28 protein-coding genes are annotated in these 24,829 nt (G+C 43.9%); 1 reads left to right on the forward strand and 27 read right to left on the reverse strand.

What is annotated here, in order from left to right; all coding sequences use genetic code 11:
* Position 1: 1 nt before the first annotated feature.
* The 7 genes from LEP1GSC050_RS17670 to LEP1GSC050_RS17700 all read right to left on the reverse strand — a co-directional run bounded on the left by LEP1GSC050_RS17670 (position 2) and on the right by LEP1GSC050_RS17700 (position 7,559).
* On the reverse strand, positions 2-469 hold the full coding sequence (locus LEP1GSC050_RS17670) for a type II secretion system protein GspG (RefSeq protein ID WP_010419359.1): 468 nt from the start codon (positions 467-469) through the stop codon (positions 2-4).
* Positions 470-497: 28 nt separating this feature from the next.
* Positions 498-1,724, reverse strand: a complete 1,227-nt coding sequence (locus tag LEP1GSC050_RS17675; RefSeq protein WP_010569685.1) for a type II secretion system F family protein — start codon at positions 1,722-1,724, stop codon at positions 498-500.
* 10 nt (positions 1,725-1,734) lie between these two features.
* Positions 1,735-3,408 carry a type II secretion system ATPase GspE gene (gene gspE / locus LEP1GSC050_RS17680; RefSeq protein ID WP_010569686.1) on the reverse strand — a complete coding sequence of 558 codons (1,674 nt, stop codon included), beginning with the start codon at positions 3,406-3,408 and terminating at the stop codon, positions 1,735-1,737.
* A gap of 4 nt (positions 3,409-3,412) precedes the next feature.
* Positions 3,413-5,203, reverse strand: a complete 1,791-nt coding sequence (gspD, locus tag LEP1GSC050_RS17685) for a type II secretion system secretin GspD (RefSeq protein WP_040911970.1) — start codon at positions 5,201-5,203, stop codon at positions 3,413-3,415.
* A gap of 7 nt (positions 5,204-5,210) precedes the next feature.
* Positions 5,211-6,113 (reverse strand): general secretion pathway protein GspC, encoded by a 903-nt coding sequence (locus LEP1GSC050_RS17690; protein ID WP_010569688.1) that lies wholly within the window; start codon positions 6,111-6,113, stop codon positions 5,211-5,213.
* 98 nt (positions 6,114-6,211) lie between these two features.
* A complete protein-coding gene (locus LEP1GSC050_RS17695; protein ID WP_010569689.1) occupies positions 6,212-7,225 on the reverse strand; it encodes a M23 family metallopeptidase in 1,014 nt (337 codons plus the stop codon).
* Positions 7,194-7,559, reverse strand: coding sequence for a type II secretion system-associated lipoprotein (locus LEP1GSC050_RS17700; RefSeq protein ID WP_010569690.1), 366 nt, complete (start codon positions 7,557-7,559; stop codon positions 7,194-7,196). The genes LEP1GSC050_RS17695 and LEP1GSC050_RS17700 overlap by 32 nt, the downstream gene beginning before the upstream one ends.
* Before the next feature lie 91 nt (positions 7,560-7,650).
* Here LEP1GSC050_RS17700 and LEP1GSC050_RS17705 point away from each other — a divergent pair, with 91 nt between their 5' ends.
* The gene (locus LEP1GSC050_RS17705) at positions 7,651-9,186 is read left to right on the forward strand and encodes a YifB family Mg chelatase-like AAA ATPase (RefSeq protein WP_010569691.1); all 1,536 of its coding nucleotides are present in this window, start codon (positions 7,651-7,653) and stop codon (positions 9,184-9,186) included.
* A 29-nt stretch (positions 9,187-9,215) separates the two neighbouring features.
* On the opposite strand, the gene LEP1GSC050_RS17710 is transcribed toward LEP1GSC050_RS17705, so the two are convergent.
* The 20 genes from LEP1GSC050_RS17710 to hprK form a co-directional block, all read right to left on the reverse strand.
* Complete coding sequence (locus LEP1GSC050_RS17710) at positions 9,216-9,413, reverse strand: hypothetical protein (RefSeq protein WP_010419372.1); 198 nt, start codon at positions 9,411-9,413, stop codon at positions 9,216-9,218.
* A 95-nt stretch (positions 9,414-9,508) separates the two neighbouring features.
* Positions 9,509-9,865 carry a YraN family protein gene (locus LEP1GSC050_RS17715; protein WP_010569692.1) on the reverse strand — a complete coding sequence of 119 codons (357 nt, stop codon included), beginning with the start codon at positions 9,863-9,865 and terminating at the stop codon, positions 9,509-9,511.
* 64 nt (positions 9,866-9,929) lie between these two features.
* Positions 9,930-11,114 carry an HD-GYP domain-containing protein gene (locus tag LEP1GSC050_RS17720; protein WP_010569693.1) on the reverse strand — a complete coding sequence of 395 codons (1,185 nt, stop codon included), beginning with the start codon at positions 11,112-11,114 and terminating at the stop codon, positions 9,930-9,932.
* 15 nt (positions 11,115-11,129) lie between these two features.
* Positions 11,130-11,396: an EscU/YscU/HrcU family type III secretion system export apparatus switch protein gene (locus LEP1GSC050_RS17725; protein ID WP_010569694.1), complete on the reverse strand. Its 267-nt coding sequence runs from the start codon at positions 11,394-11,396 to the stop codon at positions 11,130-11,132.
* Positions 11,384-12,193: a hypothetical protein gene (locus tag LEP1GSC050_RS17730; RefSeq protein WP_010569695.1), complete on the reverse strand. Its 810-nt coding sequence runs from the start codon at positions 12,191-12,193 to the stop codon at positions 11,384-11,386. The genes LEP1GSC050_RS17725 and LEP1GSC050_RS17730 overlap by 13 nt, the downstream gene beginning before the upstream one ends.
* Entirely contained in the window at positions 12,190-12,855 is a 666-nt protein-coding gene (locus tag LEP1GSC050_RS17735) for a ribonuclease HII (RefSeq protein ID WP_010569696.1), read from the reverse strand. The genes LEP1GSC050_RS17730 and LEP1GSC050_RS17735 overlap by 4 nt, the downstream gene beginning before the upstream one ends.
* Positions 12,856-12,861: 6 nt before the next feature.
* The gene (gene rplS, locus LEP1GSC050_RS17740) at positions 12,862-13,290 is read right to left on the reverse strand and encodes a 50S ribosomal protein L19 (protein ID WP_010569697.1); all 429 of its coding nucleotides are present in this window, start codon (positions 13,288-13,290) and stop codon (positions 12,862-12,864) included.
* Positions 13,287-13,955, reverse strand: coding sequence for a tRNA (guanosine(37)-N1)-methyltransferase TrmD (trmD, locus tag LEP1GSC050_RS17745; protein ID WP_010569698.1), 669 nt, complete (start codon positions 13,953-13,955; stop codon positions 13,287-13,289). The genes rplS and trmD overlap by 4 nt, the downstream gene beginning before the upstream one ends.
* Positions 13,945-14,463: a ribosome maturation factor RimM gene (rimM, locus tag LEP1GSC050_RS17750; RefSeq protein ID WP_010569699.1), complete on the reverse strand. Its 519-nt coding sequence runs from the start codon at positions 14,461-14,463 to the stop codon at positions 13,945-13,947. Before rimM ends, trmD begins: the two co-directional genes overlap by 11 nt.
* The gene (locus tag LEP1GSC050_RS17755; protein WP_010419390.1) at positions 14,456-14,686 is read right to left on the reverse strand and encodes a KH domain-containing protein; all 231 of its coding nucleotides are present in this window, start codon (positions 14,684-14,686) and stop codon (positions 14,456-14,458) included. Before LEP1GSC050_RS17755 ends, rimM begins: the two co-directional genes overlap by 8 nt.
* Positions 14,686-14,952 (reverse strand): 30S ribosomal protein S16, encoded by a 267-nt coding sequence (rpsP, locus tag LEP1GSC050_RS17760; RefSeq protein WP_010569700.1) that lies wholly within the window; start codon positions 14,950-14,952, stop codon positions 14,686-14,688. The genes LEP1GSC050_RS17755 and rpsP overlap by 1 nt, the downstream gene beginning before the upstream one ends.
* Before the next feature lie 161 nt (positions 14,953-15,113).
* Positions 15,114-15,764, reverse strand: coding sequence for a ribulose-phosphate 3-epimerase (rpe, locus tag LEP1GSC050_RS17765; protein WP_010569701.1), 651 nt, complete (start codon positions 15,762-15,764; stop codon positions 15,114-15,116).
* Positions 15,761-16,762: a PASTA domain-containing protein gene (locus tag LEP1GSC050_RS17770; protein WP_010569702.1), complete on the reverse strand. Its 1,002-nt coding sequence runs from the start codon at positions 16,760-16,762 to the stop codon at positions 15,761-15,763. Before LEP1GSC050_RS17770 ends, rpe begins: the two co-directional genes overlap by 4 nt.
* Positions 16,759-17,703, reverse strand: coding sequence for a methionyl-tRNA formyltransferase (gene fmt, locus LEP1GSC050_RS17775; protein WP_010569703.1), 945 nt, complete (start codon positions 17,701-17,703; stop codon positions 16,759-16,761). The genes LEP1GSC050_RS17770 and fmt overlap by 4 nt, the downstream gene beginning before the upstream one ends.
* Positions 17,703-19,646 carry a replication restart helicase PriA gene (gene priA / locus LEP1GSC050_RS17780; protein WP_010569704.1) on the reverse strand — a complete coding sequence of 648 codons (1,944 nt, stop codon included), beginning with the start codon at positions 19,644-19,646 and terminating at the stop codon, positions 17,703-17,705. The genes fmt and priA overlap by 1 nt, the downstream gene beginning before the upstream one ends.
* On the reverse strand, positions 19,643-20,491 hold the full coding sequence (locus LEP1GSC050_RS17785) for a hypothetical protein (RefSeq protein WP_010569705.1): 849 nt from the start codon (positions 20,489-20,491) through the stop codon (positions 19,643-19,645). The genes priA and LEP1GSC050_RS17785 overlap by 4 nt, the downstream gene beginning before the upstream one ends.
* Positions 20,484-21,827 carry a sigma-54-dependent transcriptional regulator gene (locus tag LEP1GSC050_RS17790; protein ID WP_010569706.1) on the reverse strand — a complete coding sequence of 448 codons (1,344 nt, stop codon included), beginning with the start codon at positions 21,825-21,827 and terminating at the stop codon, positions 20,484-20,486. The genes LEP1GSC050_RS17785 and LEP1GSC050_RS17790 overlap by 8 nt, the downstream gene beginning before the upstream one ends.
* Positions 21,828-21,833: 6 nt before the next feature.
* On the reverse strand, positions 21,834-23,627 hold the full coding sequence (locus tag LEP1GSC050_RS17795; RefSeq protein WP_010569707.1) for an LIC_11548 family sensor histidine kinase: 1,794 nt from the start codon (positions 23,625-23,627) through the stop codon (positions 21,834-21,836).
* Positions 23,624-23,890 carry an HPr family phosphocarrier protein gene (locus LEP1GSC050_RS17800; RefSeq protein ID WP_040911918.1) on the reverse strand — a complete coding sequence of 89 codons (267 nt, stop codon included), beginning with the start codon at positions 23,888-23,890 and terminating at the stop codon, positions 23,624-23,626. The genes LEP1GSC050_RS17795 and LEP1GSC050_RS17800 overlap by 4 nt, the downstream gene beginning before the upstream one ends.
* Positions 23,865-24,827 (reverse strand): HPr(Ser) kinase/phosphatase, encoded by a 963-nt coding sequence (gene hprK, locus LEP1GSC050_RS17805; protein ID WP_010569709.1) that lies wholly within the window; start codon positions 24,825-24,827, stop codon positions 23,865-23,867. Before hprK ends, LEP1GSC050_RS17800 begins: the two co-directional genes overlap by 26 nt.
* Positions 24,828-24,829 lie beyond the last annotated feature (2 nt).

Below are 24,829 nucleotides of genomic sequence, written 5' to 3' on the forward strand. Positions count from 1 at the left end.
TTTACTTTTTCTTAAACTGAGCCGGATAATCTTCCTCTTTCAATATATTGAAATCGGCGTTCGCGCCTTCTCCGCCTTCCTGTTTATCTTTACCTAACGTGATGATTTGCATTTCGCCGTATTCGTCGAATTTGAGTTTATAAATTCCGCCCCAGGGGTCTTTAATGATATCCTTATTGCTAGCCATCGGACGCCAATCTTCAGGAACGTCTCCTGTCGTAGGTTTTTCCACTAAAGCTTCTAGTCCCTGCTCTTCGCTAGGATAATTTCCGTATTTTTGAGCATAACGCTCTAAGTGCATTTGAATTTCGCGGCCTTCTTTCCGAAGTTCCATCGACGCCGTATCATCCTTTATATCTCCAACGTTAATGCTGGAGATTATAATCGCCATGATCGCGCCTAAGATTGCTACGACGATAGCTAACTCTATCAATGTGAATCCCTTTCTGCGTTTGTTTCCCGTTTTCAAGTCGGTTCTCCTATTTATCTTAATATTATTATATGCCCTTCAAGTTCTGGGTCAAGCTGAACATTGGAACTATAATCGAAGCCATAATAATACCTATCGCAAAACCCATAAATACGAGCATTAGTGGCTCGATTGCCTGAGTCATCGCTTTCAAAGAGTTATCCACTTCTGAATCGTATATTTCCGCCAACTTATTCATCATTTCCGGAACTCTGTCGGAAACTTCTCCGGCAGACATCATTCCCAATACCATCTGAGGAAGAATTTCCGAGCTTAAAAATGAGGAGGATAGTTTTTCTCCTTCCCGGATTCTGGAGGCCGCGTTTCGAATTTCTTCTCCGAAAATAGTATGGTCTACGATCTGCTCTACGATTTGTAGAGAAATTATTAACGGAACCCTATTGGTCAGAAGGATTCCTAAGTTTCTTGCGAAATTAGAAATCAATACTTTCTTAGAAAGACCGCTAATGATGGGAATTTTAAGAATAAATCTTTCCCATGCCAATTTTCCATCGGGAGTACTCTTATAATATAGAAATCCCGAAATAGTTATGATCAGTAAAGGAAAGAGTAGAAACCACCAATCCGTTACAATCCTGGAACTTCCGATTACGATCTTTGTGATCAATGGTAAGGGAGCATCGAATTGGATGAATAATTGTTCGATTTGCGGGACGACAGTTGTTAAAAGAAAGATTACGACTGCGAATAACAGAACGAAAATGATAATCGGATAAACCAGCGAGGTCGTCACTTTTGATTTTAACTCCTGGTTTTTTTCCTCCATTTCCGCCAATCGAATTAGAGCTGTTTCGTAATCTCCCGTGCGTTCCCCCACGGAAACTAGGGAAGGATATTGGTTCGGAAAAATCTGCGGATGTTTTTTCATCGCGTCGGAGAGCGAACTTCCTTCGGTAATATCTGCCTGCATCGCTACAACGACTTTCCGAAAGACTTCGTGATCCGTTTGTTCAACGATATTGGCTAGGGACTTATCCAAAGGAATTCCTGCGCCCACTAACGTTCCTAATTGGCGACAGAACATTCCGATTACTTTTCTCGGAACTCGATATAGTAGGTTCGCTAAGAAAGGAAAAAGTTCCCTGTCTTTTCGTTCCGTATCTTCCGAAATGAGTCGAACATAAAGCCCTTTCGATTTCAATTTGGTTCTAGCAGATTGAATATTAGGAGCGTCTATAATTCCTTTTTCTTCCTTCCCTTTTCGGTTGAAGGCTATGTACGTGTATAGAGCCATGTAAATAAAATCAGGTTACCCGGAGAACTTCGTCCGGAGTTGTCACTCCGTCCAAAACCTTACGAATTCCGTACTCTCGCATCGTAAAAAAACCGTTCTGGATCGCTATGTCGTTTATCTTCGTGGTATCGAGTCCGGCTAAAATGGCGTCTTTAATCGTATTATTAATCACTAAAAATTCATAGATGCCGGTTCTTCCTTTGAAACCGGTTCCCATACAATTGTGACAGCCTTCCCCTTTGTGAAGGTGTCCGTTCTTTAGCGCTTTTCGCGCAATTCCGAGCGCTTCCAGTTCCACGGGCGTCGGCTTATAGGTCGTTTTACATTTTGGACAAATCGTTCTAACGAGTCGCTGAGCTAGGAATCCCAAGACCGTCGATGTGATTAGATACGGCTCGATTCCCATATCTACCAGACGAGTAGCAGCCGATGCGGCGTCGTTCGTGTGGAGTGTGGAGAACACTAAGTGACCGGTTAAAGAGGCTTGGATCGCGATTCTAGCCGTTTCCTCATCCCGGATCTCCCCCACCATTATGACATCAGGGTCTTGTCGGAGTATTGCTCTTAGACCTGTCGCAAAAGTCAGTCCGATCTTATCCTGCATTTGCATTTGAGAAACTCCTTCGATCTGATATTCGACGGGGTCCTCGCAGGTGATGATGTTACGCTCTTCCGTATTTAATTCAGTTAATGCGGAATACAGGGTCGTGGATTTTCCGGAACCGGTAGGTCCGGTTACTAAGATAATTCCGTGGGGTTGGTATATAAGTTTCCGGAGTTCCTTTAATAAATCCGGATAAAATCCCATGGTTTCCAAAGAATATTTTTGATCCGTCTTGTTTAAAAGACGCATTACGATTCGCTCTCCGAATTGACACGGAATAGTAGAGACCCGAATATCGACGTCTTTTCCGGCCAACCTAAGTTTGATCCTTCCGTCCTGAGGGAGGCGGTTCTCAGCGATATTCAAGTTGGACATGATCTTGATACGAGACGTGATCCCGGCGTGATAGGACTTGGGAGGAGTTAATACGTTATGCAAAATACCGTCGATTCGGTACCGGACTACTAAACTTTTTTCATACGGTTCGATGTGAATATCCGATGCCCTTTCGTTCACTGCTTGGGAAAGGATCACGTTGACCATCTTAATGATCGGCGCGTCATCGGATAAGTCGATCGTTTCGTTATCAAATCCTTCGGCTAGTTCGGAAAAGCTTCCCTCCATTTCGTTGAGAAGATCTTTTGCCGCCGCCGAAGTCGTATCGAATTGAGAATGAATGATTCTCATAATTTCCGGCTCGGGAGCGAGAATGAACTCTACTTTATAATCCCTGAGACTGAAGCGAACATCGTCCATCGGATGCAAGTCGCTAGGATCCGAAATCGCCACTTTTACGGTCTTTCTAGAAACTTCGAAAGGTACTAACCGACTTTTTTGGATTAGTTTAAGAGGAATTCTTTGATAAATTTCCTCCATGCCTTTGAATTCCAATTTTTCTTGGAATTCCATTCTGTACAAGCGGGCCATCGCTCGTAGTACGTCCACTTCTCCGGCAATCCCTTTCTTTTGAAGGATATGCCCTAACGGGAGATTGTTTTTTTTCTGGAGTTTAAGGGAATCCTCCAGGTCTTTCGAGGAGATGATTCCCTCTTCGACGAGTATATCGCCTAGAGTTTTCACGTTTCTATTCCCCTCTTTCTTTGATCGTAGTTTCCTTGTTTAGGATCCTTTCTCTTTCCAATTCGTATCGTTCTTGCTGGAGCTTTTTCTTGGAGGTCATCTTATCAGCCAATTCGCGATTATCCAGAATATGCGGAGTAATAAAGACCATTAGATTCGTCTTTTTATTCGACTCTGTAGTTCTACGGAAAATCCAACCAAGGTACGGGATATCTCCCAAAAGCGGGATCTTAATGAGTCGCTTTTCCTTATCACTAGAAATTAGACCCCCGATCACGATCGTTTGCTTATTTTCGAGCGTAATCGTAGTTTTTACTTCTCTTCGATTGAAAGTCGGGTTTCCTCCGGTTAGGGCGATGGAGGCGATATTCTTGATTTCCTGAAGCAAATCCAAAGTAATCTTATTATTCTTGTTAACATGCGGCGTAAACTTGAGTTTGATTCCGGTAGGTCGGTATTCGTAGTTATCAACCGTCACTGCATTTGCTCCGCCTAAACCCGCATTACGACTTTGCGTACGAACTGGGACGTCTTGGCCGACGTTAATTTCCGCTTCCTGATTATCCAAAGTTAGGACTTGTGGAGCGGATAATACGTTGAAGTTTTCGTTACCTTGGTTCGCACTCAAAATACCCAAGATTTGTTGGGATCCGGCTTGCACGAATCCTAAAGAAAATCCCGACAGAGTGTTTACGTTCGGGTTCATCCGTCCGCTAGAATTAATGATATTTCCTTCTTTGGCTAAGCCGGAGTTAAATTGGCTATAAGGACCCTGATTTAAATATCTCCAGTCGATCCCGAAATCGTTTTGGTCGGTCGAAGAAAGCTCAACGATAAGTACTTCTAACAGAACTTGCTTTCGGGAAGAATCCAAAATTCGGATAATTTTGCGAATCTCGTTCCATTCGGCTTCGGTAGCAGTAACGATGACCGAGTTGGATTCTTTGTGAGAAACCGCTTTGATTTTTTCGACTTTGGCTGGAGGTGGGACCGGTGCTCCGGGCTGTCCCGGAACGGGCGTAGGCTGATCTCCAACAAGCGGGTTATCCAACTTGATCAGGGTTGCCGCTATTTTTTCCGCCTCACTATGCTCTAACGTATAGATGTGAATATCTCCGGCTGAAGAAACCGAGCCCGGGGTAGTTTCCCCAGGTTTAGCATCCAATTCGTTGATAAGCACCATTAGCTTATTGATGTCCGCAGTGGAACCGGAAAGGACGATTGTATTAGTATTCCTATATACGATAATATCCGTATTTGGAGAGGTTAACCTTTTTAAAATAGGTTCCAGCTCTTCCGGCTTTACGTTTTCTATCGGAATAATCTGTGTGATAATTCGATTGTCGCTCGCTTCGGATTCCGTAATCGGTTCTTTACCGACCCGGATAAAAGAAGATCTTGCTAATGCATCTTTGAGTTTGACGATCGTTATTAAATCGGTTTCTTCAATAATTGCGAAGCCCATCGATTCCAAAACGGCTTTCATAAATGCGAAAGCGTTTTTGACCGGAATTTCTTTTTGGGAAATGATGGTGATTTTCTTTCCCTTCAAGCTTTCATCCAAAAGAATATTTTTCTTAAGGATTGCGCTCATACCTTTAAGGAAATCGTTTAATTCGGTATCTCGCCAGTTCGCAAAGAAGGTTCTTTCTCTCGCGTCTTCGGTCGGCGGCGTCGAACGTTTGGTTCCTTTCTTGGTGGATTGGGAAAGAATCGTTTCGGTAGAAGTCAAAAACAGCAATAGAGTTATTGTAGCTGTTTTAAGGTACCTGACTTTTGGATCTAAACTTCGCATGCAACCTTCAATTTCGAATGATAAATTCATAGGAGAGAACTTTCCCTCCTCGTTCCACATCTACGGAAACTTTTTCCGCCGTTTTGATGGAGTTCCAGATTTCGAGCATCTTTTCGGTTTCATTTAAAGGCATACCATTTACTCTTCGAATTACGTCTCCGCTTCTCGCTCCTAACGCATAGAAAATATGGTCGTTGCCGATGCTATAAATCTTATAGCCGGTGATCGCGTTATTCTCCATATAAGGTCCAAACCGGGCGTTTTTATAGATGCCAGTCGGATCTTTTAACTTTTTGTTAACGTCTTGTCTGGATAGAATTTTGCGGATAGAATCCCCGGCCGCAGTATTTTTTTGGCCTGCATCAGCGGTTGCCGATCCCGCGCCCAATTTGGCTCTGGCTTCTCCGGGAGTCTGCCCGATTTCCACTTTTAGAGAGCCGCTTCCTTTTTCCAGTACTACGTGATTTAAATTGATCGCTTTGATTTTATAGCCGCCTACCGTTTCTCCGGTAGCAAACTCTTCGGCGGCCTGCTTTCCTTTTTCGAGAATCGTGACTCGAGCAAAACTCCAGTGGCCGCTTAGCGTTCCGGTGACCCTCATTTCTTCCCCTTCTCCTGTATCCGGCGGAAGCCCCGATTCTGCACCTGCTCCAGCTTCGCCCGGTAAGGGGGCAAGGCTTCCGCGAAATAAATTGCCGGTAACCATCTCTTCGTAAGAGGACATTGCAATATTGATCGGGGGAGCGATTCTTCGGATCGACGCGGACGACGAGCCGGTCTGGATATCGGGTGTCAGAAATAGCAAGAGTACTCCCCTAAATAAATACGCTAAGGAAAGGGAAAACAAAATAACGATCGGAATCAGGGCGTAAAAAGTATTCTTCCGTAATTCGATAAAAAACGCGTTCATTAGCACCCTTAGCCCTCCTCAGAACCAGCACCCGATATAGGAATCTCCTTCTGCTAAAGGGGGACGGGGTCCGATGGGCAAAGATTTCTATGGGGTAGTTAGAGTCTCGCCACCTTTCCTGTTTCCAGGTTAGTGACAATTTTTAAAGTTTTCCTAAGTGCGATTTCTGGGTTGATCCTATTACCATTTAGAAATACTTCAAAATGAAGGTGAGAACCGGTGGCAGAACCGGTGCGGCCTACTCCACCTATGACCGTTCCTGCTCTAACTTTGGTTCCCTGTTCGACAGTTATTTTCGCACAATGTGCATACATTGTTTTGTAACCGTTTTCGTGGTCGACAATTACCGTATTTCCGTAACCACCGTTTACTCCCGCAAAGGAAATGGTTCCTTCCGCAGATGCTAAAATTGGGGCTCCCTGGGGACCTGCTAAGTCGATTCCGGTGTGATAGCCTCCACTCCCGGTGTGGAACGGATCTTTCCGGCGACCGTATCGAGAGGTGATTCTGGAATTTACTACCGGTGTTAAAAAGACTCTTCGGTGTTCGATCTTTTGTCGGGTAGCGTTCGCCACCTTTACGGGTATGCTTAAGCTTTGACCTACTTTTAAGACGGAACCTTTCTGAAGGCTATTGGCTTCTGTGATGCGCGCGGCGGTCGTTTTAAGAGTTTTGGCGATTCTGAAGAGCGTATCCTTCGGTTTTACGACGTAACTCTTGATGATTATGCCGCTTTGGTGAACAATCTTAGAGGAAATGATGGGATTAATATTAATGAATGCAGGTAATTCGATATTCGATTTGTCTTTATGATAGCTAACCGCGGAATACTTATCCGCTTCCCATTCATCCGGAGATTGCGAAAATAATTGCTTTATCTTTCTCTCTTCGCGATCGGTGAAGAAGGAAGAATCCTTGCTGGTATAATCACTAATGGCCGAATCGTAATTTTTAAGCGGATCGGCCGACAGCGATGACGCGACTATCGCTGAAATTATCGGAAGGTAAAGAATCGTCCGGTTCACGTATTTAATATCGGTCTGCCGTACTTCGGTTCTTGAACCGGTCAGTCGGGGACGCTTATTTTTTCTTTTTATATTCCGTGAGCTCATTATCGATCAGTTTATCCAGGTCTTCAATCTTAATGGATTTTTTCTCGAAATCGTCGTTCACCTGGTAAGCCAAGAGCCTACCGATCGCATGTTCCCGCTTTTGATCGGCTGGAAAGCATTTGATTTTCACAAGTGAAGGGGTCGATTCTATGTATATCCGAACTAGCATCCCTTTCTTAAAGGTCTCAGTTGAGGACACTTTCGCATCCTTTTTGAGCGCATATACCTTGTCCTGGTAATATGCATTGATATCGGATAATCTATCCTGCTTAATCAACCTGGAACCGCAGTGTAAGAGCAGTAAAGCCAGGAGAAAAGTAGGTATTCGCACCATTTCAGGCAAAGGTTATTCGGGGAGCAGAAGGGATAAACTAGTTTTTCGAAAAAAAGCGTTTAGGTGAACTTTTCTCGCACCTGTTTTCCGTATGCAAGATGTCCGGCTAATTCGATTAAAAGGGGCTTCGCTCGAAGGTTTGCAGGCATTTCCCGTTCAAGTTGAAGTCAATTTGAAACGCGGAATTCCTCGCTTTACAATTACCGGATTAGCTGCCACCGCTATAAAAGAATCCGCTGATCGGATTAGAATTGCGATCGAAAATAGCGGTTTTGACTACCCTCTTTTAAACGTTCTAGTTCATTTAGGACCCGCTGGGAGAAAAAAGGAAGGTACGTATCTTGATCTGCCGATTGCGGCTGGACTTCTCACTCTTACGGGGCAATGGAATCGAACTGATATATTGAAAGATCTACTTCTGTTAGGAGAATTAGGGTTAGACGGAAGCCTTCGTCCAGTAAAGGGGATCCTACCGATTCTTCAACAAACTGCAAAAGATACCTGTAAAGGAGCAGTGGTTCCTTTCGAAAATCGCCATGAAGCGGCCTTACAGAATAAGTTTCCTATTTATTCGATTCGTCATTTGCGTGATTTGGAAGCCTTACTTTCAGGAAGATTACTTCCGGAAGAAAAAGAATCTTTGAAAATCAAGAATGAATCCTTTCGTGAAAGAATCGAGGTATATCAAGACCAACTACCGGGATTAAGAGCGATTCAAATAGCGGCAGCCGGTTGGCACCATTGTCTCTTATCCGGTCCTCCAGGCGCCGGAAAGAGTCTTCTCGCGAGACTTGCGTTTACTCTTCTGCCTCCGATACGGGAATCGGAAGCGCTTGATCTATTAGCTCTCCGTTCTCTCCGTGAATTGGTATTCGATTTGGAGGTGGGTCGTCCATTTCGGAGCCCTCATCACACCACCTCGGATATTGCACTTGTTGGAGGTTCCCGGACTTTGAATATGGGCGAAGTTACGTTGGCGAGTCACGGAATTCTTTTTCTAGATGAGTTGGCCGAATTTAGACCGGGCACTCTGCAAGCATTGCGAGAGCCTATGGAAGAAGGTCTTATCACCGTTTCACGAATTTCCGGTTCTATCACCTACCCTTGTCCTTTCCTACTTATCGGTGCGATGAATCCTTGTCCCTGCGGTTACTTCCAGGCCTTTGATAGACCCTGTTTTTGCAGATTTCAAAAAGTGCAGACCTATCAATCTTCAGTGACAGGACCGTTCATGGATCGTATCGAAATATTTTTACATTTAAAGACCGGAAGCAAACCAAATCGAGAACGGGTAACGATCGACCTAGGGCTCCTGCGCACGTCGGTCGCTAGCGCGGCAAGAATGCAAGAGGTCCGGTTATTTCAGAAAACCGGAAAATTATATAATGGTACTCTAAGAGGCGAAGAAATATTGGAGACGATTCACCTTTCGACAAAATGTAGGGAGTTAGTTTCAAAGGCGGTTCAGAAACGAGGGCTTAGTATTCGGAAAGCTCTTCAATTGAGAAAAGTTGGACGGACGATTGCCGACTTGGAGGAAAGTCAAGAAGTTGAGGAGAGGCATTTGGAGGAGGCCCTTGTTTTCCTAAATTCCGGATGGTTTCCGGAAAACAGGGCCGCTGCCTAAGTAGGTTCTTTCGACGTTTTTATTTGTGGTTACTTTGACAGGAAATGCGAGAGCTCCATTGCGATCTTATCGATCGCGAAGTCGATATAACTTTCGTCTTCGATCTTCTTTTTGTAGTCCTCGAATTTCCGCTTCTTGATTGGAATTCCTCGTTTTCTCAGTATCACCGGATCGGGACCGAATTGTTCGGTCTCGGCCAGGTTGCCGAGAATTTGGATGCTTTTCATAGTTACTTCCTTGTAACGATTTAAGGTCCTCATCCTTGAGAACCCGCAGACAATTCGAAAATCGACCCGAATTCAAGATCGCTTAACGAAGGTTTTCAAAATAGGTTACGATAAAAATTCAGTTCCCTTTTTTCGTTCAAAAAGGCCAAACAGAAAGAGACAAAACAATGTCTTAAGGAAACGTGAGTGGATAAATAAGCTTCTGCCGCCAATTTCATCTTCGTTTCCTTCGTTTTATTGAAGGTTTCTAGCGGATGAACGAATAAGCTGCTGTTCCAATACTTGACTTCCGTAAAAAATATCAAGTTTCCGCTGACACTGATTATGTCGATTTCAGCGAACCGTAGACGGTAATTTCTCTCTAAAATCGTATGTCCGCTAAGAATCAGAAAGTTTACGGCGGTATCTTCTCCGAGTTTTCCCTTTTTCTGCTTTCCGCGTAAGTCGCGCATGCATAAAGACCGGTTTCAAAATCCATGATTTCGGTGAAGGTTTTTAAGCTCTGAAAATTTTTAGTTAATGGGCGTGGGTCGCTTCCTGCAAATCCAAAGCCTTTACTATGAACAGATGATTTTCTTTTACTAGATCGACTAGAATTAAATTTCGCACGAACGTACCATACTCGTCCTTTACAATCCGAATACTTGGCCTAAGCGGCTTATCAGGATTGGAGCTTAAAACGAGTCCGATTCTCTTATCGGAAAGTTCAACACAAGAGCCGACAGGATAGAGAGAAACATGATTTAGGAATGTTCTGACGATTTTTAAGTCGAACTTACCGACATCCATACTAATCATCGATTTTATCGCTTCGTGGGGTAAAATTCGTTTTCGATGCGGACGATTCGTAATTAACGCCGAAAAATTGTCCGCGATTGCATAAATACGGGCGGCTTCTTCGATGGCACCCGCCGTTAATTTTTGCGGGTATCCCTTACCGTCATATCGCTCATGATGTTGCAACGCGACGACTGCAAGGCTGTTCTTCATTTTTATTCTCTGAGTCAGGATTTGGTAACCGATGATCGTATGTTTTAAAATGGATTTATATTCTTCATCGTTTAGTTGATCCGTCTTTTCGGAAACGGTAGCAGGAACTTTAGTCATGCCCACGTCGGCAACCAAACAAGAGATAGCCAAGTCCACCATTTTGGGGCGAGAGTAATCCAAAAGTTTACCGATGATTAGGGCATAAAAAGTTGAATTCGTGATTTGGTTGTAAAGATAATACCCTGGATTATTCATCCCGAGAATTAGATACGAAAGATTGTTATGAAGGCGGACGAAATCCGATAGACTCTCCGCTTGATCCCGAATTGGGCCGAAATCAAAAATTTTATCTTCTGCCGCCTTTCGATAAACGTCCTGGACGACGTTAAACGTGGATTTGTACAAACTGGAAAATTGAATTTTAATTCGATTTAAATTATCGTAGATCCCTTTTAACGGGAGTAGATCCTCATCGACTACCGTACTTACGATGATATCTTCGATCTGAGTTTCTAGAAAATCGGGATCGGCGATTAACTGCAGCGGATCTCCGTGAGTCAAGACCTCGGTAATTCCAAAGCGTTTTAGTCGTTCTAAGTCCGAGTCCGTAATGGGTGTATTGGAAGTGATAAAGAGATTTTCTTTGTCCAGATAAACCGGCTTAGAAAACCGCATTCCCGGCTTAAGTTCCGCAACACTTACTTTTTTCATTTTTTCAATTCCTTATTACATTTCACTTGGCACGTTTTCTACTAACAAGTATGCGAAAACAGCTGCAACTGCCCGATATAAATTCTCCGGAATTTCCTCTCCTAAGGGTAATGGGGATAAAGCTTCGGCCAATGGAGCGTTCGCTACGATTGGAATCTTATGACTCTCGGCTACCTGGCGAATTCGATCCGCTAAAAAACCTTCTCCGGTTGCTATGACTTTAGGAGCCGATTCGTTATCCGGGACGAACTTAAGAGCAATTCCTAATTTCACGCGTTCCATTCCCTCCTCTGATAGGAAGGTTTGTACGAAATTCTGACTTCTTGGAATCGTACACCGTATTCTTCCAGAAATTGCATGAATTTTTTCCGATTTTCTCCCATATGCAAGTACATTTTAAAGCTACTATAAGTGGCCCCTAGAATCAAGTCCGATGCATCCTTCTTTTTCCATTGAAGGCGGTATAGACTCGGGTCCCCTGTTTTGTTTTCAATTCGCAAAATAAAAACTTTGCCCTGAACATCCTCTCCCAAATATCCTTCCGCATGTCCATCTTTTGGAAGCTCCCAAGAAAAAACGAGGGTATCCGGCTTCCAATTTAGAAACGGAAAATACGTTTTAAGGAACGAAAGGATTCCTTCCTGGGACTGCGGACCATCCTCATGTTTTAGTAGTTTTTCCAAGGTTCCTAGTAACCCCGTTTTCGAAGGGGAGAGAATTTCGTTTGATTCCGGTTTCTCCGTTAGTCGTCTTTCTTGAATTCTCCATTTGGTGCCTTGGCTGGTCAGGAAGCGTTCCAATTTCAGCTCCTCCCCCTCAAGCAAGTGAGTTTCGGTACGAACTTCGTGAGTCTCGCCTTCCCAAAATAGTTTTGCTTTTCCGTCTCTACTTCCCTCTCTAACCCAGACTCTAAAAAACGGGGCTTCCTTCGATTCACCGTCAAACGTCTCAGGCGGTGAAATCAGATGTATGAATCCGATCGAGTCTACACTTCGGACCGGTTCCGCGTCGGGATTTCTGACCTGTGGTACCTTCGGAACTTCTCTTGGATTGAATGGAACGGGAGGGATTGGACTCATTGGAATTTCTTTGTAAAGGAGCGCCGGTGAATTCGACAGAGACCTAGGGTTCTGATCGCTTCCTCATGTCCGGCACTACCATACCCTTTATGCGATTCGAATCCGTATCCGGGAAACTTACCGGCAATTCCCTTCATCCAACGATCCCGAGTTACTTTTGCGATAATGGAAGCGGCCGAAATGCTTACAATACGGGAATCCCCCTTCGTATAATAATGAGACTTAGACGAAATGAACTTGGATTCAGGATATTTTGAAAAATTATAATTTCCATCGATAAGGAGAGTCAGTGAACCGCCTACTATCGCTATCGGCGTCCGAAGCGCCATTCTATAACACTTCCATATACCTTCAAGAACGGCTCGGTTGATTCCGTTGCGATCGATAAATGAGTGGGATACGAAAGTGTGACAGCAAATACTTGCTACATCCCTTATCTGAGAATAGAGCATTTCTCGTTTGGATTCGGAAAGTTTTTTGGAATCGTTCAATCCCGATAAGTTCTTACCGACCAGGATAGATTCTAGAATTTCCGGTGAAAATGCAACGAGTGCGAGCGATAAGGGTCCTGCATAAGGCCCCCGGCCCGCTTCATCAATCCCACAGGGAATCCCGTGGGGGAAAAAACGGGACTCTTCCGGCTCGAAGTTTCCCGTCGACAAGGGTTTTTATTCCGAAGCCGGAACTCCAGACGAGGTGGCCGCCGCGTCGGCAGCTGCTTGACGTTTTTTATCTTCTGCCACTAACGTTTTTCCGCCTTTCAGTTCGCGTATACGAGCAGATTTGCCGGAGCGTTCGCGAAGGAAGAAGAGCTTAGAACGACGAACTCGTCCTTTGCGGATCAGTTCGATTTTTGCGATTCGAGGTGAATACAGAGGAAATACTCGTTCGACACCAACGTCATAAGAAATGCGTCGGACGGTGAAAGATTTTCCGTTACCGCCGTTCGCGATAGAAATCACGACTCCCTCATACACCTGAATACGCTCTTTTCCGGATTCTTGGATTTTATAATGTACTTTAACGGTATCCCCGACATTGAAATTCAGGGTGCGGTTAGCGTCAGTGGGCAATCCGCCCTTAAGAAGTTCTTTCATAGATTCCTCGTTTTATCGGGGTTGATTCTCTTTCTGTTAGTTTCGCGCCAAGATTCAATTGCAGCGTGATTTCCGCTAAGTAGAACCTCGGGAACTTTCCACCCGTTATATTCGGAAGGCTTCGTATATTGGGGATACTCTAGTACGTCCCGATCATTATGCGACTCGTCTTCCAGACTTTCTTGGTCGCCCATAAATCCCGGCAAAAGCCTGGACACTGCATCTACTATACAAAGGCTGGCCAAATCTCCGGCTGAGATTACATAATTTCCAAGGGACAGTTCTATGTCAACAAGATGTTCGGTAACTCGATGATCCACACCTTCGTAGTAACCGGAGATCAGAGTGATAGGACCTCCTTTCTTTGCCAGCCTAACTGCAATTTCCTGTGTGAAGGGAATTCCGGACGGAGTCGTCATGATCACCAATCCTTTTTCCTTTCCTAAGGATTCTAGAGCGAGATGTACCGGCTCAACTTTTAATAGCATTCCCGGTCCTCCGCCGTAGGGAGTATCGTCAACTTTAAGATGTTTATTATTGGAATAGTCGCGGAGATGTACGATTTCGATCGAGAAAACCTCGTTTCGAATCGCTTTTTCTTGAAGCCCTTCGGCAAAGTACGATTGAATTTTCGAGGGAAAAAGAGTGATAAAGTTAAACTTCATCCCAGATCTCCGGATTCTTAAGAAATATTTTCCCTTCGGTCAGAAGTATCTTTCCAACAAACTGATCTATAAAAGGAACTAAAATCTCTTTTTCCCCTTCTCGAAACAATAAGATCGGATGTGCCGGGTTTTCCATGATATCCTCCAAAATCCAATTCAAATCCTCGCCGGATTCTGCAATACCGCGAAGACCTTGGAGTTCGAACAGATAATATTCATCTCCTTCACTCGCCGGAAATACAGAACGATCCACGAATACGCTTGCACCGGTTAATTTTGTAGAGTCTTCCGGTGTACTATAGTCCTGGAAACGAAGATGAATTCTACCAGAATGAATTTTCGTTTCCAATAATACGAGAGAAAGGTCCGGTTTACCGGGAAAACGAAGAATGACGGATAAGGGATGTTTGAGAGTCGGAAGGGAGCTTTCTTGGGCGACAAGCCGGATAAAACCCTTTAGTCCAAAGGGTTTCCCTAGCTTACCTGCAAGGATTTGGTTCTCAGTCAATAATTTCCAGGGAGATATTCTTACCTGCTTTAATGGAAGCAGCGGTCAAAATTGCGCGTAGAGATTTTGCAATCCTGCCGTTTTTACCGATCACCTTCCCCACGTCTTTCGGAGAAACCCTCAGTTCTAAGACTGTTTGCTCCTCGCCTTCTATTTCCGTTACGGAAATCTCCTCCGGAAAATCTACCAGGGAAGTTACGATGTAGCGGACTAGTTCTTCCATTACTTCTTAGCGGCTTGTTTGTATTCCGCCCAGATCCCCTCGTTCTTAATGAGGTTCAGCACGGTTCCCGTAGGTTGAGCACCCTTTTTTAGCCAATCCAAAACTTTCGTTTTGTCTAAAACGGTTTGTCCCTTGATTTCTGCCGGGTGATAATGCCCAAGAATATCAATGAATTTTCCGTCGCGCGGAGAGCGGCTGTCCGCTGCTACAACCCGGTAATGGGGGTTGTTTTTGGCTCCAGTTCTCTGTAATCTGATCTTAACCAAAATAAAAATCCTTCGTTGGATACGGTGGCAAACTGAAGCACAGTTTGCCTTAATAAGCCATTTTTTAGAGCCGTTACCGACTGTCAAGGTTTTACGGCATTATGTACCTTGTTTCGCTTTGCCTTAAGCGAAAGCCGATTTTCTATGGGGGCAGTTAGTCCTCAGATACCGGAAGCAAGTTTCTTTAAATTTTTTCCATTATCGTTCGGATGTCCGGACTTAAACAATCCAGCACCTACTACACAAATATCCACTCCGGCCTTTGCGAGCTCTCGAATATTCGAGTCGTTAATGCCCCCGTCTACTTCCAATTCAATTCGGTAAGGAGAGATCAGAGATTTTACTTTCTGAATCTTCTCGATACCCCCCTCGACGAACTTCTGGCCGTAGAAACCGGGTTCAACCGTCATAATCAGCACTAAATCGATATAAGGTAGTAGAGTTTCTAAGGCAGAAACTGGAGTGCCTGGATTTAAGGAAACTCCCACTTTGGGACCATTCTTCCTAATTTCTTGGGCTAGACGAATCGGGAATCTGGTCGTCTCCGCATGAAACGTAATGCAGTAGGGATCCAGTTCGTAGTACTTAGGAACATGATTTTCCGGTTTTTCTACCATTAGATGCACATCTAACGGGATCGAAGTCATGCCCTTTACTTCTTTGGTGATCGCTTCTCCAAAGCTGATTTGGGGTACGAAATTTCCGTCCATCACATCCATATGAATCAAATCGATGTTTTCTTGCCGGAAGGATGGGATCTGGGAGGAAAGCGAAGTTAGTTGTGTCGCTAAGATGGAAGCGGAGATTTTCAAAATTCGTTCTCGTAGTCTTTGGATTTTACTTTCGAGCCGGATTGATCCAATAAGACCAGGGTGACATCGCCTGCCCGATAAAATACAGTCTGGATTTTTTCCCCTTCTTGATACGGGGTTGCAGCGGATAATTCGACTTGTTTCGATTCGTCTTTTTGGTCTTTGAGAATTAATTTATAATTTCCATTGTCTCGGATCTTATATTCAAAGCTTTCATAGCCGCTTTCCACCCGATCTTCCGGTTCGAAATAAAATACTTTGAACCGATATTCGGAACCGATCTTTTGCACCGATTCGATTTTTCCGCTTTCGGGGCGAAATTTCGTTTCGACTATATCGGCTTTCGACGGAATTCCTGCCCGAGCTAACGTTCGTTGGGCAAACACGAAGGAGTCACCGGGTTTAAAATCCAGAGTCTGCGGCTCACCTTCTTTCTTTTTCGCAGGGGCTTTCGTGACTAACAGAAAGACTTTCTCCCGTGCAGTTGTATTTTTTCCGGCTTCAGGAATTTGATCTACGACCGTATCCGGAAGTTCACCTTCCTTAGGTTCCACATAGGTTACCCCACCTAGTTGAAGAGATACGTAAGTTTCTCCGGATAGGACTTTTTCAAGAGCGTTTTTGGCCGAAGCCAATGTTTGTCCTTTTAATTCGGGCATAATGAGTCGATCCAATCCGATATTCACCGTTAAGGATACTTTTGATCCGGCCTCTATTTCTCGACCTGGGCGGATGGATTGATAAATAATGATTCCGTCCGTTTTATCCGGATATCGTTTGGATTCGAGTCGAATCTTCAACTGAAGACGACTTAATTCATTATGCACTTCGTTATAGGACTTCCCGACGACATCTGGCATGACAACCAAAGTAGAACTTTTGGTTCGAACAAAAACGACGAGAAAGGCCGCGATAAAAAAAACGACCAAACCGAATGCGATAAAAAATAGATAACCTCCGATTGGGAGGTATTTGGAACGGAGTTCTTCCTGAGTCACTGGAACCGATCCTCTTCTGTGATGCGGAAGCCGTTCAGGAAATCCGCCGCGCTCATGCGGTTTTTATTCTCCGGTTGGAGAGAAATGATTTCCAAGAATCGACCATCTCCACACTGAAAAAGAAGGCCTTTTCTGTCCATTCGTTTCAATCTCCCTGGTACGGTAGGCGATTCTAAGATATCAGTCCAAGCAGTTTTGCGTAGAACTAGTCGTTTGTCTCGAAAATTGCAAACCGCTCCGGGATCGGGAGCTAGGGCGCGAATACGATTATGAACGTCAATTGCAGGAAGAGTAAAATCTAGGATTCGATCCTCCGATTTCAGTTTAGTACAGTAGGTAGCTTTAGAATGATCTTGCGCAATCGCCGGAAAGCATTCCGATCTATTTTCTTTAAGCAAGGACTTTAAACATTCGATCCCCGTTTGGGTAATCCGGTCCATTAGAGTTCCGGTATCATCTTCCATAGAAATCGAAATTTCTTTCTCTTGAATGATATCTCCTTCGTCCATTCCCTCCCCTATATATTGAATACTGATTCCAGTCTTCGAATATCCTTTCCAAAGGGCGGTTTGCACCGGCGATGCGCCCCGCAATTCAGGTAGAAGCGATCCGTGTAAGTTAATCGATCCGAATTTGGGAAATTGAAATACTTCTTTCGGAAGGATAGATCCGTAGGCAAAGACTACGTATAGCTCGGCTTGGAATCTGGAAAATTCTCGGACGGCTTTTTCCTTTTCCTTTTTAATCGATTCGAATTGAAATACCGGTAATCCTGCGCGTTGAGCGACTTCTTTTACGGGACTTGGACTCGGGGTTTTACTACGACCTTTTGGACGATCGGGGTTTGTTACGACGAACAGAATTTCGATATGTTGTTCTTCTAAGAGTGAAGAAAGAAGTTTAGCGGAATGTTCCGGTGTGCCGAAAAAAGCGATTTTCATCAGACGAGGTCCACTGGATTAAAATCCAATTCTAAGTAAACGTTTTTAGGGATTTTTATCGTTCTTACTTCCTCACGCAAGACGTCTCTCCATTTACTCGGAGTAGTCGTTTTGATGAGTAAATGATTCCGAAAGTTTTTATCTATCTTATAGAAAGGACAAGGTGCAGGGCCGAGAAGGATTGTGTGGAGGTCAGGAAGATGTCGTTTAATGATCGTAGAAGCTGCTTCGATCGCTTTCAGAGAAGCTTGTTCATCCGGCGATCTAGAGAGGATTCGGATAAGTCTTGAATACGGAGGATAGAACAGCTCTTTTCGAATCGGAAGTTCGGATTCGTAAAATTTTACGTAGTTCTGGTCAATTGCCATGCGAATGATCGGATGGTCAGGCGTATGAGTTTCTATAATGACTTCTCCGAGTAAATCGGCTCTTCCTGCCCGTCCTGCGACCTGGGTTAAGAGGGAGAAAACTCGCTCTCCAGCCCGGAAATCGGGCAGACCTAATCCAATCCCTGCATTTAAAACTCCTACCAAAGTAACTCTTCCGGCATCCAATCCTTTTGATATCATTTGAGTTCCGGTTAGTATATCGATTTCTCCATGAACGAGTCTGCCTATCACATCCGTCAACAAGGACCGATCCTGGATTGAATCTTGATCTAGACGTTCGATCTTGGAGCCGGGAAACGCCTCCAATAAATGTTCCTCCAATTTTTGGGTACCGGTGCCTAGTAATACTAACTTTTCTCCTCGGATTGCCTCTAGATGCGCCAAAGAATCCGTATAACCGCAAAGGTGGCAAATGACGGATCCTTTTTTATGAAAGCAGAGATGCGACGTACAGTTGGGGCATGGAACGTACGACTTTTCATTTTCTGAATATAATAAGGGGCTATAGCCTCGCCTATTTAATAGAAGGATTACTTGTTCCTTCTTGTCTAAACGTTGCTTTATTGCAAAGCCGAGTTCTGAAGTTATGAGTCGTGAGTCTTTCCGATTTTCCACGATCCTCACGATAGGCGGTTTTGCATTCCCCGGGCGTTTACTTAGAATCTGTAAACTGATTTTACCTGTGACAGCTAAGTGGTAGACTTCCAAGGCGGGAGTTGCAGAGCCCAAAACTAAAACAGCCTTGCTCTCCCTGCATCTTTGAAGAGCTACCTGACGAGCATGGTACCTGGGAGAGGAATGCTCTTTAAAAGAACCGTCATGTTCCTCGTCTATAACGATTAGACCGAGTCTTTGAACAGGGGCGAAGACTGCGGATCGTGTTCCTACCGCGATCCTCTTCTTTCCCAGCATTAAATCCATGTACGCTTTAAATCGTTCCGAAACTTTTAATGCGGAATGCAATAGTGCAACTTGTCCGGGAAACACTGCTTCCAGTTTTCGGATAATATGATACGTTAATCCGATCTCGGGAACCAGAAGTAAGACACCTTTATCGCTTTTCTTTAATAAATCCCCGATTAAATGTAAATAGATCTCCGTTTTTCCGCTTCCGGTAATTCCGAAAAGTAGATGAACTGCATCTTTGCCGAAATCGTCTTTAATATTCTCGAATGCTGTCTGCTGCTCGTCGTTTAACGGTAACGGTAGAGACTCAGTTTCTTCTCGATCGAAGGTAACTTTAGAATGCCTTCTTCCCTTGGGAATCATCTTATGTATGCACTCGCCCAAAGAGGAAAGATACTGTTCCTTCATCCAGTATGCGAGCTTTATCTGCTCGTCCGTGATGATAGGAATCTTATCGATGATTTTTTCGATCGGAAGAACCTTGTAGTTAGGCTCGTTGGAATGGACTGATATGACGATGCCCTCTTCTTTCCGACCTCTCAATTGCGCTCTAACTCGCACTCCGATAGGCGTTTCCGGGGGAACTTCGTAAGTGAAGGTGTCTTCTTGGATAGGAAGGTCAAAGGCGATTTCGGCGTAACGAATCAAATCCGATCCTTAACCTCTTGGTGAAATAGATTCAATTGCGAAAGAACGCTTTCTTTCACTTCGATTTCTTTTTTCTTCGCCTCCAGGAACTCCGAACTATTCGGCGAAGCTTCTTTTCTTTTTTGTTCCGACGAAAGAATCGCTTCAGGAGAACGTAATATAACCATGGGAATTCCCGGTTCGAACTCTACCGTCTTTCCAAGAAGCTTAGCTGCCTCTTCTTTCCCGAATGCCAACGTGGCCGCCGCGCCGAGCAATATAATACCTTTAATTCCTTCTTTTTGAACGGTTTCCTTTACATGAACTCGGCAATTTTCGACTCGTCGTTTCCAATCGAGTTCGCTCGACCGATCCTGAGAAAAAAGGCAGGCCGGATATTCTTGATAATAGAATTCCCGCATTGAAAATCCGAATTCCTTTTGGATCATCCGATCGAATAAATTCTCCGCTTCCGGCGTTCTGAAAATTCTTTGGGGTGAAGTCTTGGCATACGAGGGCTTGTTCGGCTGAAATTCTCCGGTATAATGAAGAACTAAAACTTTCTTTCTGCCGCGAACGATAAAATGCCGAACGGCGCTTAAGCGCTCCGGGCACAGTTTGCAGGAAAAATTCCTATCCTGTTCTTTCGGAGGTATTCTAACTTGAACTCCACGGGTTTGAGTTGGGACCCCTGATTCGGTCGATGTGTATCCAAAATTCCAATTTTCTTTCCAAACCAATTCCATTGTTTGAGGATCGGGTTCTCCTCGTTTTCGAAAAATCGGGAAATCCTCCTTCTTTATTAGAAATCTAAGGTCTTGTAGGATACTCTTCAATTCCTGAAGAAGAGTCGGTTGGCTAGTCATGGATATCCTCCGCTTGGATCCCAAGGGATTTCATTTTGCGGTAAAGATGCGACCTTTCTATTCCGAGAGTCTTGGAGGTCTTTGAGACGTTACCTTCGTTCATCTGCAAAGTTTTAACTATGTATTGCCTTTCAAATTCTTCCTTAGCTCTTTTGAAATCCCCTTTTTCGACCAGGTCGTTCGCCTTTAGGAAACCAGTCAGCGAATCTTTGACATCTTGGGATCGAATCGTATCTCCTACGGTCATAATGCAGAGACGTTCGACGACGTTTTTCAATTCTCTGATATTACCCGGCCAGAAATGATTCTCAAGAATTGAAATTGCCTCATTCTCAATTTTTTTAGGAGATAAATTATTCTCCGTTAAGGTGAGCGCGACGTAATAGTCGACAAGTAACGGGATATCGGATTTGCGATCTCGCAACGGGGGAATCACGATAGGAATTACGTTCAATCGATAGTAAAGGTCTTCACGAAACTTTCCTTCCTTGATCGCTTCTTCAACGGGTATATTAGTCGCGGCAATAATTCGAACGTCCACAGAAATTGTCTCCGTACTTCCCAGTTTTTCGAATCGCTGCTCTTGGAGAATTCTAAGAACCTTTGCTTGCGTGGATAAAGACATATCACAGATTTCGTCTAAGAATAAGGTTCCTCCGTTAGCGGCTTCGAATTTCCCGATTCTCGATTCGGTGGCTCCGGTAAAAGCTCCTTTCACATATCCGAACAATTCGGATTCGATTAGTTCTTCGGGAATAGCCGCGCAGTTTACTTCAACATATGCCAGATCTCTTCGTTTGGAGTTTTTGAATATAGTTCTTGCGACCAATTCTTTGCCCGTTCCGTTTTCTCCATAGATGAAAACGCGAGCATTCGTAGCTGCAGCCTGTGCTATTGCAAATTTCACCTTTTGTATTGCCGGAGAACTTCCTAAAATTTCATCATATTCCAGTTTCACTTCCGGAATTTCGACTCTTCCTTGGCCTACAATCGCTCCTTCTACGGCTTCCAATACCTTATTTATCGACAGCGGTTTTTCAAGGAAATCGACAGCCCCTTTCTTTGTCGCTTGTACGGCAAGTTCGATCGTTCCATGACCCGAAATCATTAAAACGGGCAATGTGGGATACATTTTCTTGCATTCGTCCAAAAGTGTAAGCCCATCTTCTTTTCCTAACCATACGTCTAAAAGTACAAGACCAGGCCGTTCGGATTTAAGTTGTTTCAAAAAAGATCTACCGTTCGCGAAATGTTCGACTTCGTAGTGCTCGTCCTCCAAGATATCCTTGAGGGATTTTCGGATTTCGAGTTCGTCGTCTACGATGAAAATTTTCATACTGGCTTAAGCAACAGGGAGTTCGATTCGAAATTTACAACCGCCCAGTTCGGATAAATCTACTGAGATATGACCGCTATGGTCAATCACTGTTTTTTGAACTATCGCGAGCCCTATTCCAGACGTATGTTCGTCCTTTGTCGAATAATATGGTTCGAATACTTTGGCTCGGTATTCACTCGGTATTCCCGTTCCGTTATCCTCCATCGTTAATACGACAGACTTTCGCATGATTCTTCTTTCGAGTCTGGTCGATACGCGAATTCTTCCTGCATTGGCTCCTAGTTCGCCTTTCGATTTCTTTCTCTCGATTGCCTCTACGGCATTCTTAAAGAGGTTATTCATTACCCCTAAAAACAGCTTTTTATCCAAAAATATTTCAGGTAAATTCTTAGATAGATTCAATTCTATTTGAATTCCCGGAGTATGCTCGTATAATTTTTCGCTCTCCAATATGATGGGTTCCAAATTCTGATTGATCAGTCTCGGCGCAGGCATCCTGGCGAATTCTGAGAATTCGTTTACTAAATGTTGTAGTATCTTCACTTGGCCGACGATTGTCTCGGTTCCTTTGTTTACGATTTCATGAAACGGTAACGGAACACTGGAATCCAATTTTCTCCTGATTCGTTCGGCTGAGAGTTGAATGGGAGTCAACGGATTCTTAATTTCGTGGGCCATTCTTTGGGCGACTTCTTTCCAGGCGGCTACCCTTTGGATATGCATCAATTCTCGATTTTTGGACTTTAAGTCCTTAACCATTTGATTAAAGGATTCCACTAATGCCCCTATCTCTCCTCCCTCCGTTAAAGGAAGATTAATATCGGTATCTCCCAGAGAGACTTTTTGGGTGGCGTTTGCTAAGTCGATAATCGGACGGGAAATTTTTCGGGCGAAAACTAAAGAGAAAAAAATCGAAAGAAGAAACACTACGATGATCATAAGGCTAATCGTAATTCTGAGTTCGTACGGAAGTTTTTCTTTTGCAAGATCCGCCTTATGATAATTCTTTCTTGTGTTTAAAATCGAATATGCTTTTTCCTCTTCTCCGACAAAGATTCTTTTTCCGATAAGAAGATATTTTGAAGGATCCGGAGACGGAACTTTTAGAAAATAATACGAGTGCGCCGGGCTTACGGAAAGATTCTCAAGAATGGATTCTCCATTGAGAGGTAGGAATCCGGAACGGTCAGGAGGTAACCTGAGCGAACGGTTTTCGATAATAGGAGTTTCACGCTCGTACCATCCTATATAATAGCCGGGGTTTGAAATTAGATTCAATTCATGGGCACGCAAAGTGAGAAGATTGGTGTTTGTATTTTCCTTTTTTACTAGATTTTGAAGCAGATGGGCCTTGATCAGTAGGTCCTTACGATCTTCCTGATATTCCTTCGTAATGAAATAATCTCCGGCATCCAAGGCCTGACCGATATCCAGCCCGTAAAATCCTTCGAATAGACGACTCGTAACGTTCGAGGAAAGGAAGAATACCGGAATGGACGGAAGCATCGCCACAAATAGAAAGGCTAAAGACAATCGATATCGAATTGAACTTCTCAATCTACCGGTTTCTAAATTTCTCTTATTCCTATATAAGTATGAAATTGCGAGAGCGAGAGCGAATAGAGGAATAGTGTAATAGATATACACTAACACTCGATCCACGAATGTAGATTCATCGGATCGTCGAAAATGAAGCAGTTCGGCTAAAATTATCGCAACTACGATGACGCCGCACAGGATAAAGAGATCGCGCAGATAGTAGCGATTTTCCTCATTCCTAAAAGGAAAAAGGTTCATATCGCAAAATCATCGGCCACAAGTCTGGCTAGAGCGTCGATCGCCTCTCCTTCTTTTTCCCCCGTAGCCTTGATGGAAAATTCTTGCCCGGGCGCTAACGCCAACATCATCAATCCCATGATACTCTTTCCGTTAACTTCAACGCCTTCTTTAGAAACCAAAACTTCGCAGGGAAATTTTGACGCACAATTTACGAAGACGGAGGCAGGGCGCGCATGCATGCCCGTGCTATTTTCATTAATTTTGAGGTGGATTTCTCTCAACTTTACCTTGCTGCAAATAAATATTTAATTTTTGACTGAATTCCGCCGCCGCATTTTTGCCTAATTTTTTTAGTCGCTGATTCATTGCGGCGGTCTCTACGATAATCGGAATATTCCGGCCTGGACGAACCGGTAGTTTGATCAAAGGAATTAAAACCCCTAGAACTTCCTCGGTGCGATTTTCCAATCCGGTTCTGTCGAATTCCTTATCATCCGACCATTCTTCTAGATGTATGATTAATTCGATTAGCTTATGGTCTCGTACGGATCCTATTCCAAATATATCTTTAATATTTAATATTCCGAGCCCTCTGATTTCCATATGATGCCGAAGCAGGTCCGAACAAGTACCGATTAAGTAACTTTCCGAAAGTCGTCTAATTTCAACCATATCGTCCGCGACAAGTCTATGACCTCGTTCGATTAATTCCAATGCGGTTTCGCTCTTCCCAACCCCGCTTTTGCCGGAAAGAAGGATTCCGATTCCGAAAACTTCTATTAAGACTCCGTGTCTCATCGTCCGAGGAGCCAGACTCCTGTCTAGAATTTGCGAGATTAAGGTGATAAATTTATGAGTGGAGACATCGGAAATCAGCAGCGGAATATTTAGACGATTGCAATATTCGATAAAGATCGGCGGAGCCGAATTCCCGTGCGTAAAGATAATACAGTTTAAATGAAAGTGGAAGAATTCGGTTGCAATTCTAGTTAAGCCGTCTCCTTCCCTGGAGATTAAATATGCCCATTCTCCTTTCCCGAAAATTTGAATGCGATCGTGAGCGAAGCTTTCGTAAAATCCGGTAAGAGAAAGCCCGGGTCGGTTTATTTCAGAGCTATGAATTCGGTTCTGCAGGCCGGCTTCTCCTGCTATCAATTTTAACCCGAGTTCGGGATGATCTTTGAGTATGTTAGCGACGTTAATTCCCGGGACGGACATCG

The sequence above is a fragment of the Leptospira broomii serovar Hurstbridge str. 5399 genome (genome assembly GCF_000243715.2).
Taxonomy (GTDB): Bacteria; Spirochaetota; Leptospiria; order Leptospirales; family Leptospiraceae; genus Leptospira_B; species Leptospira_B broomii.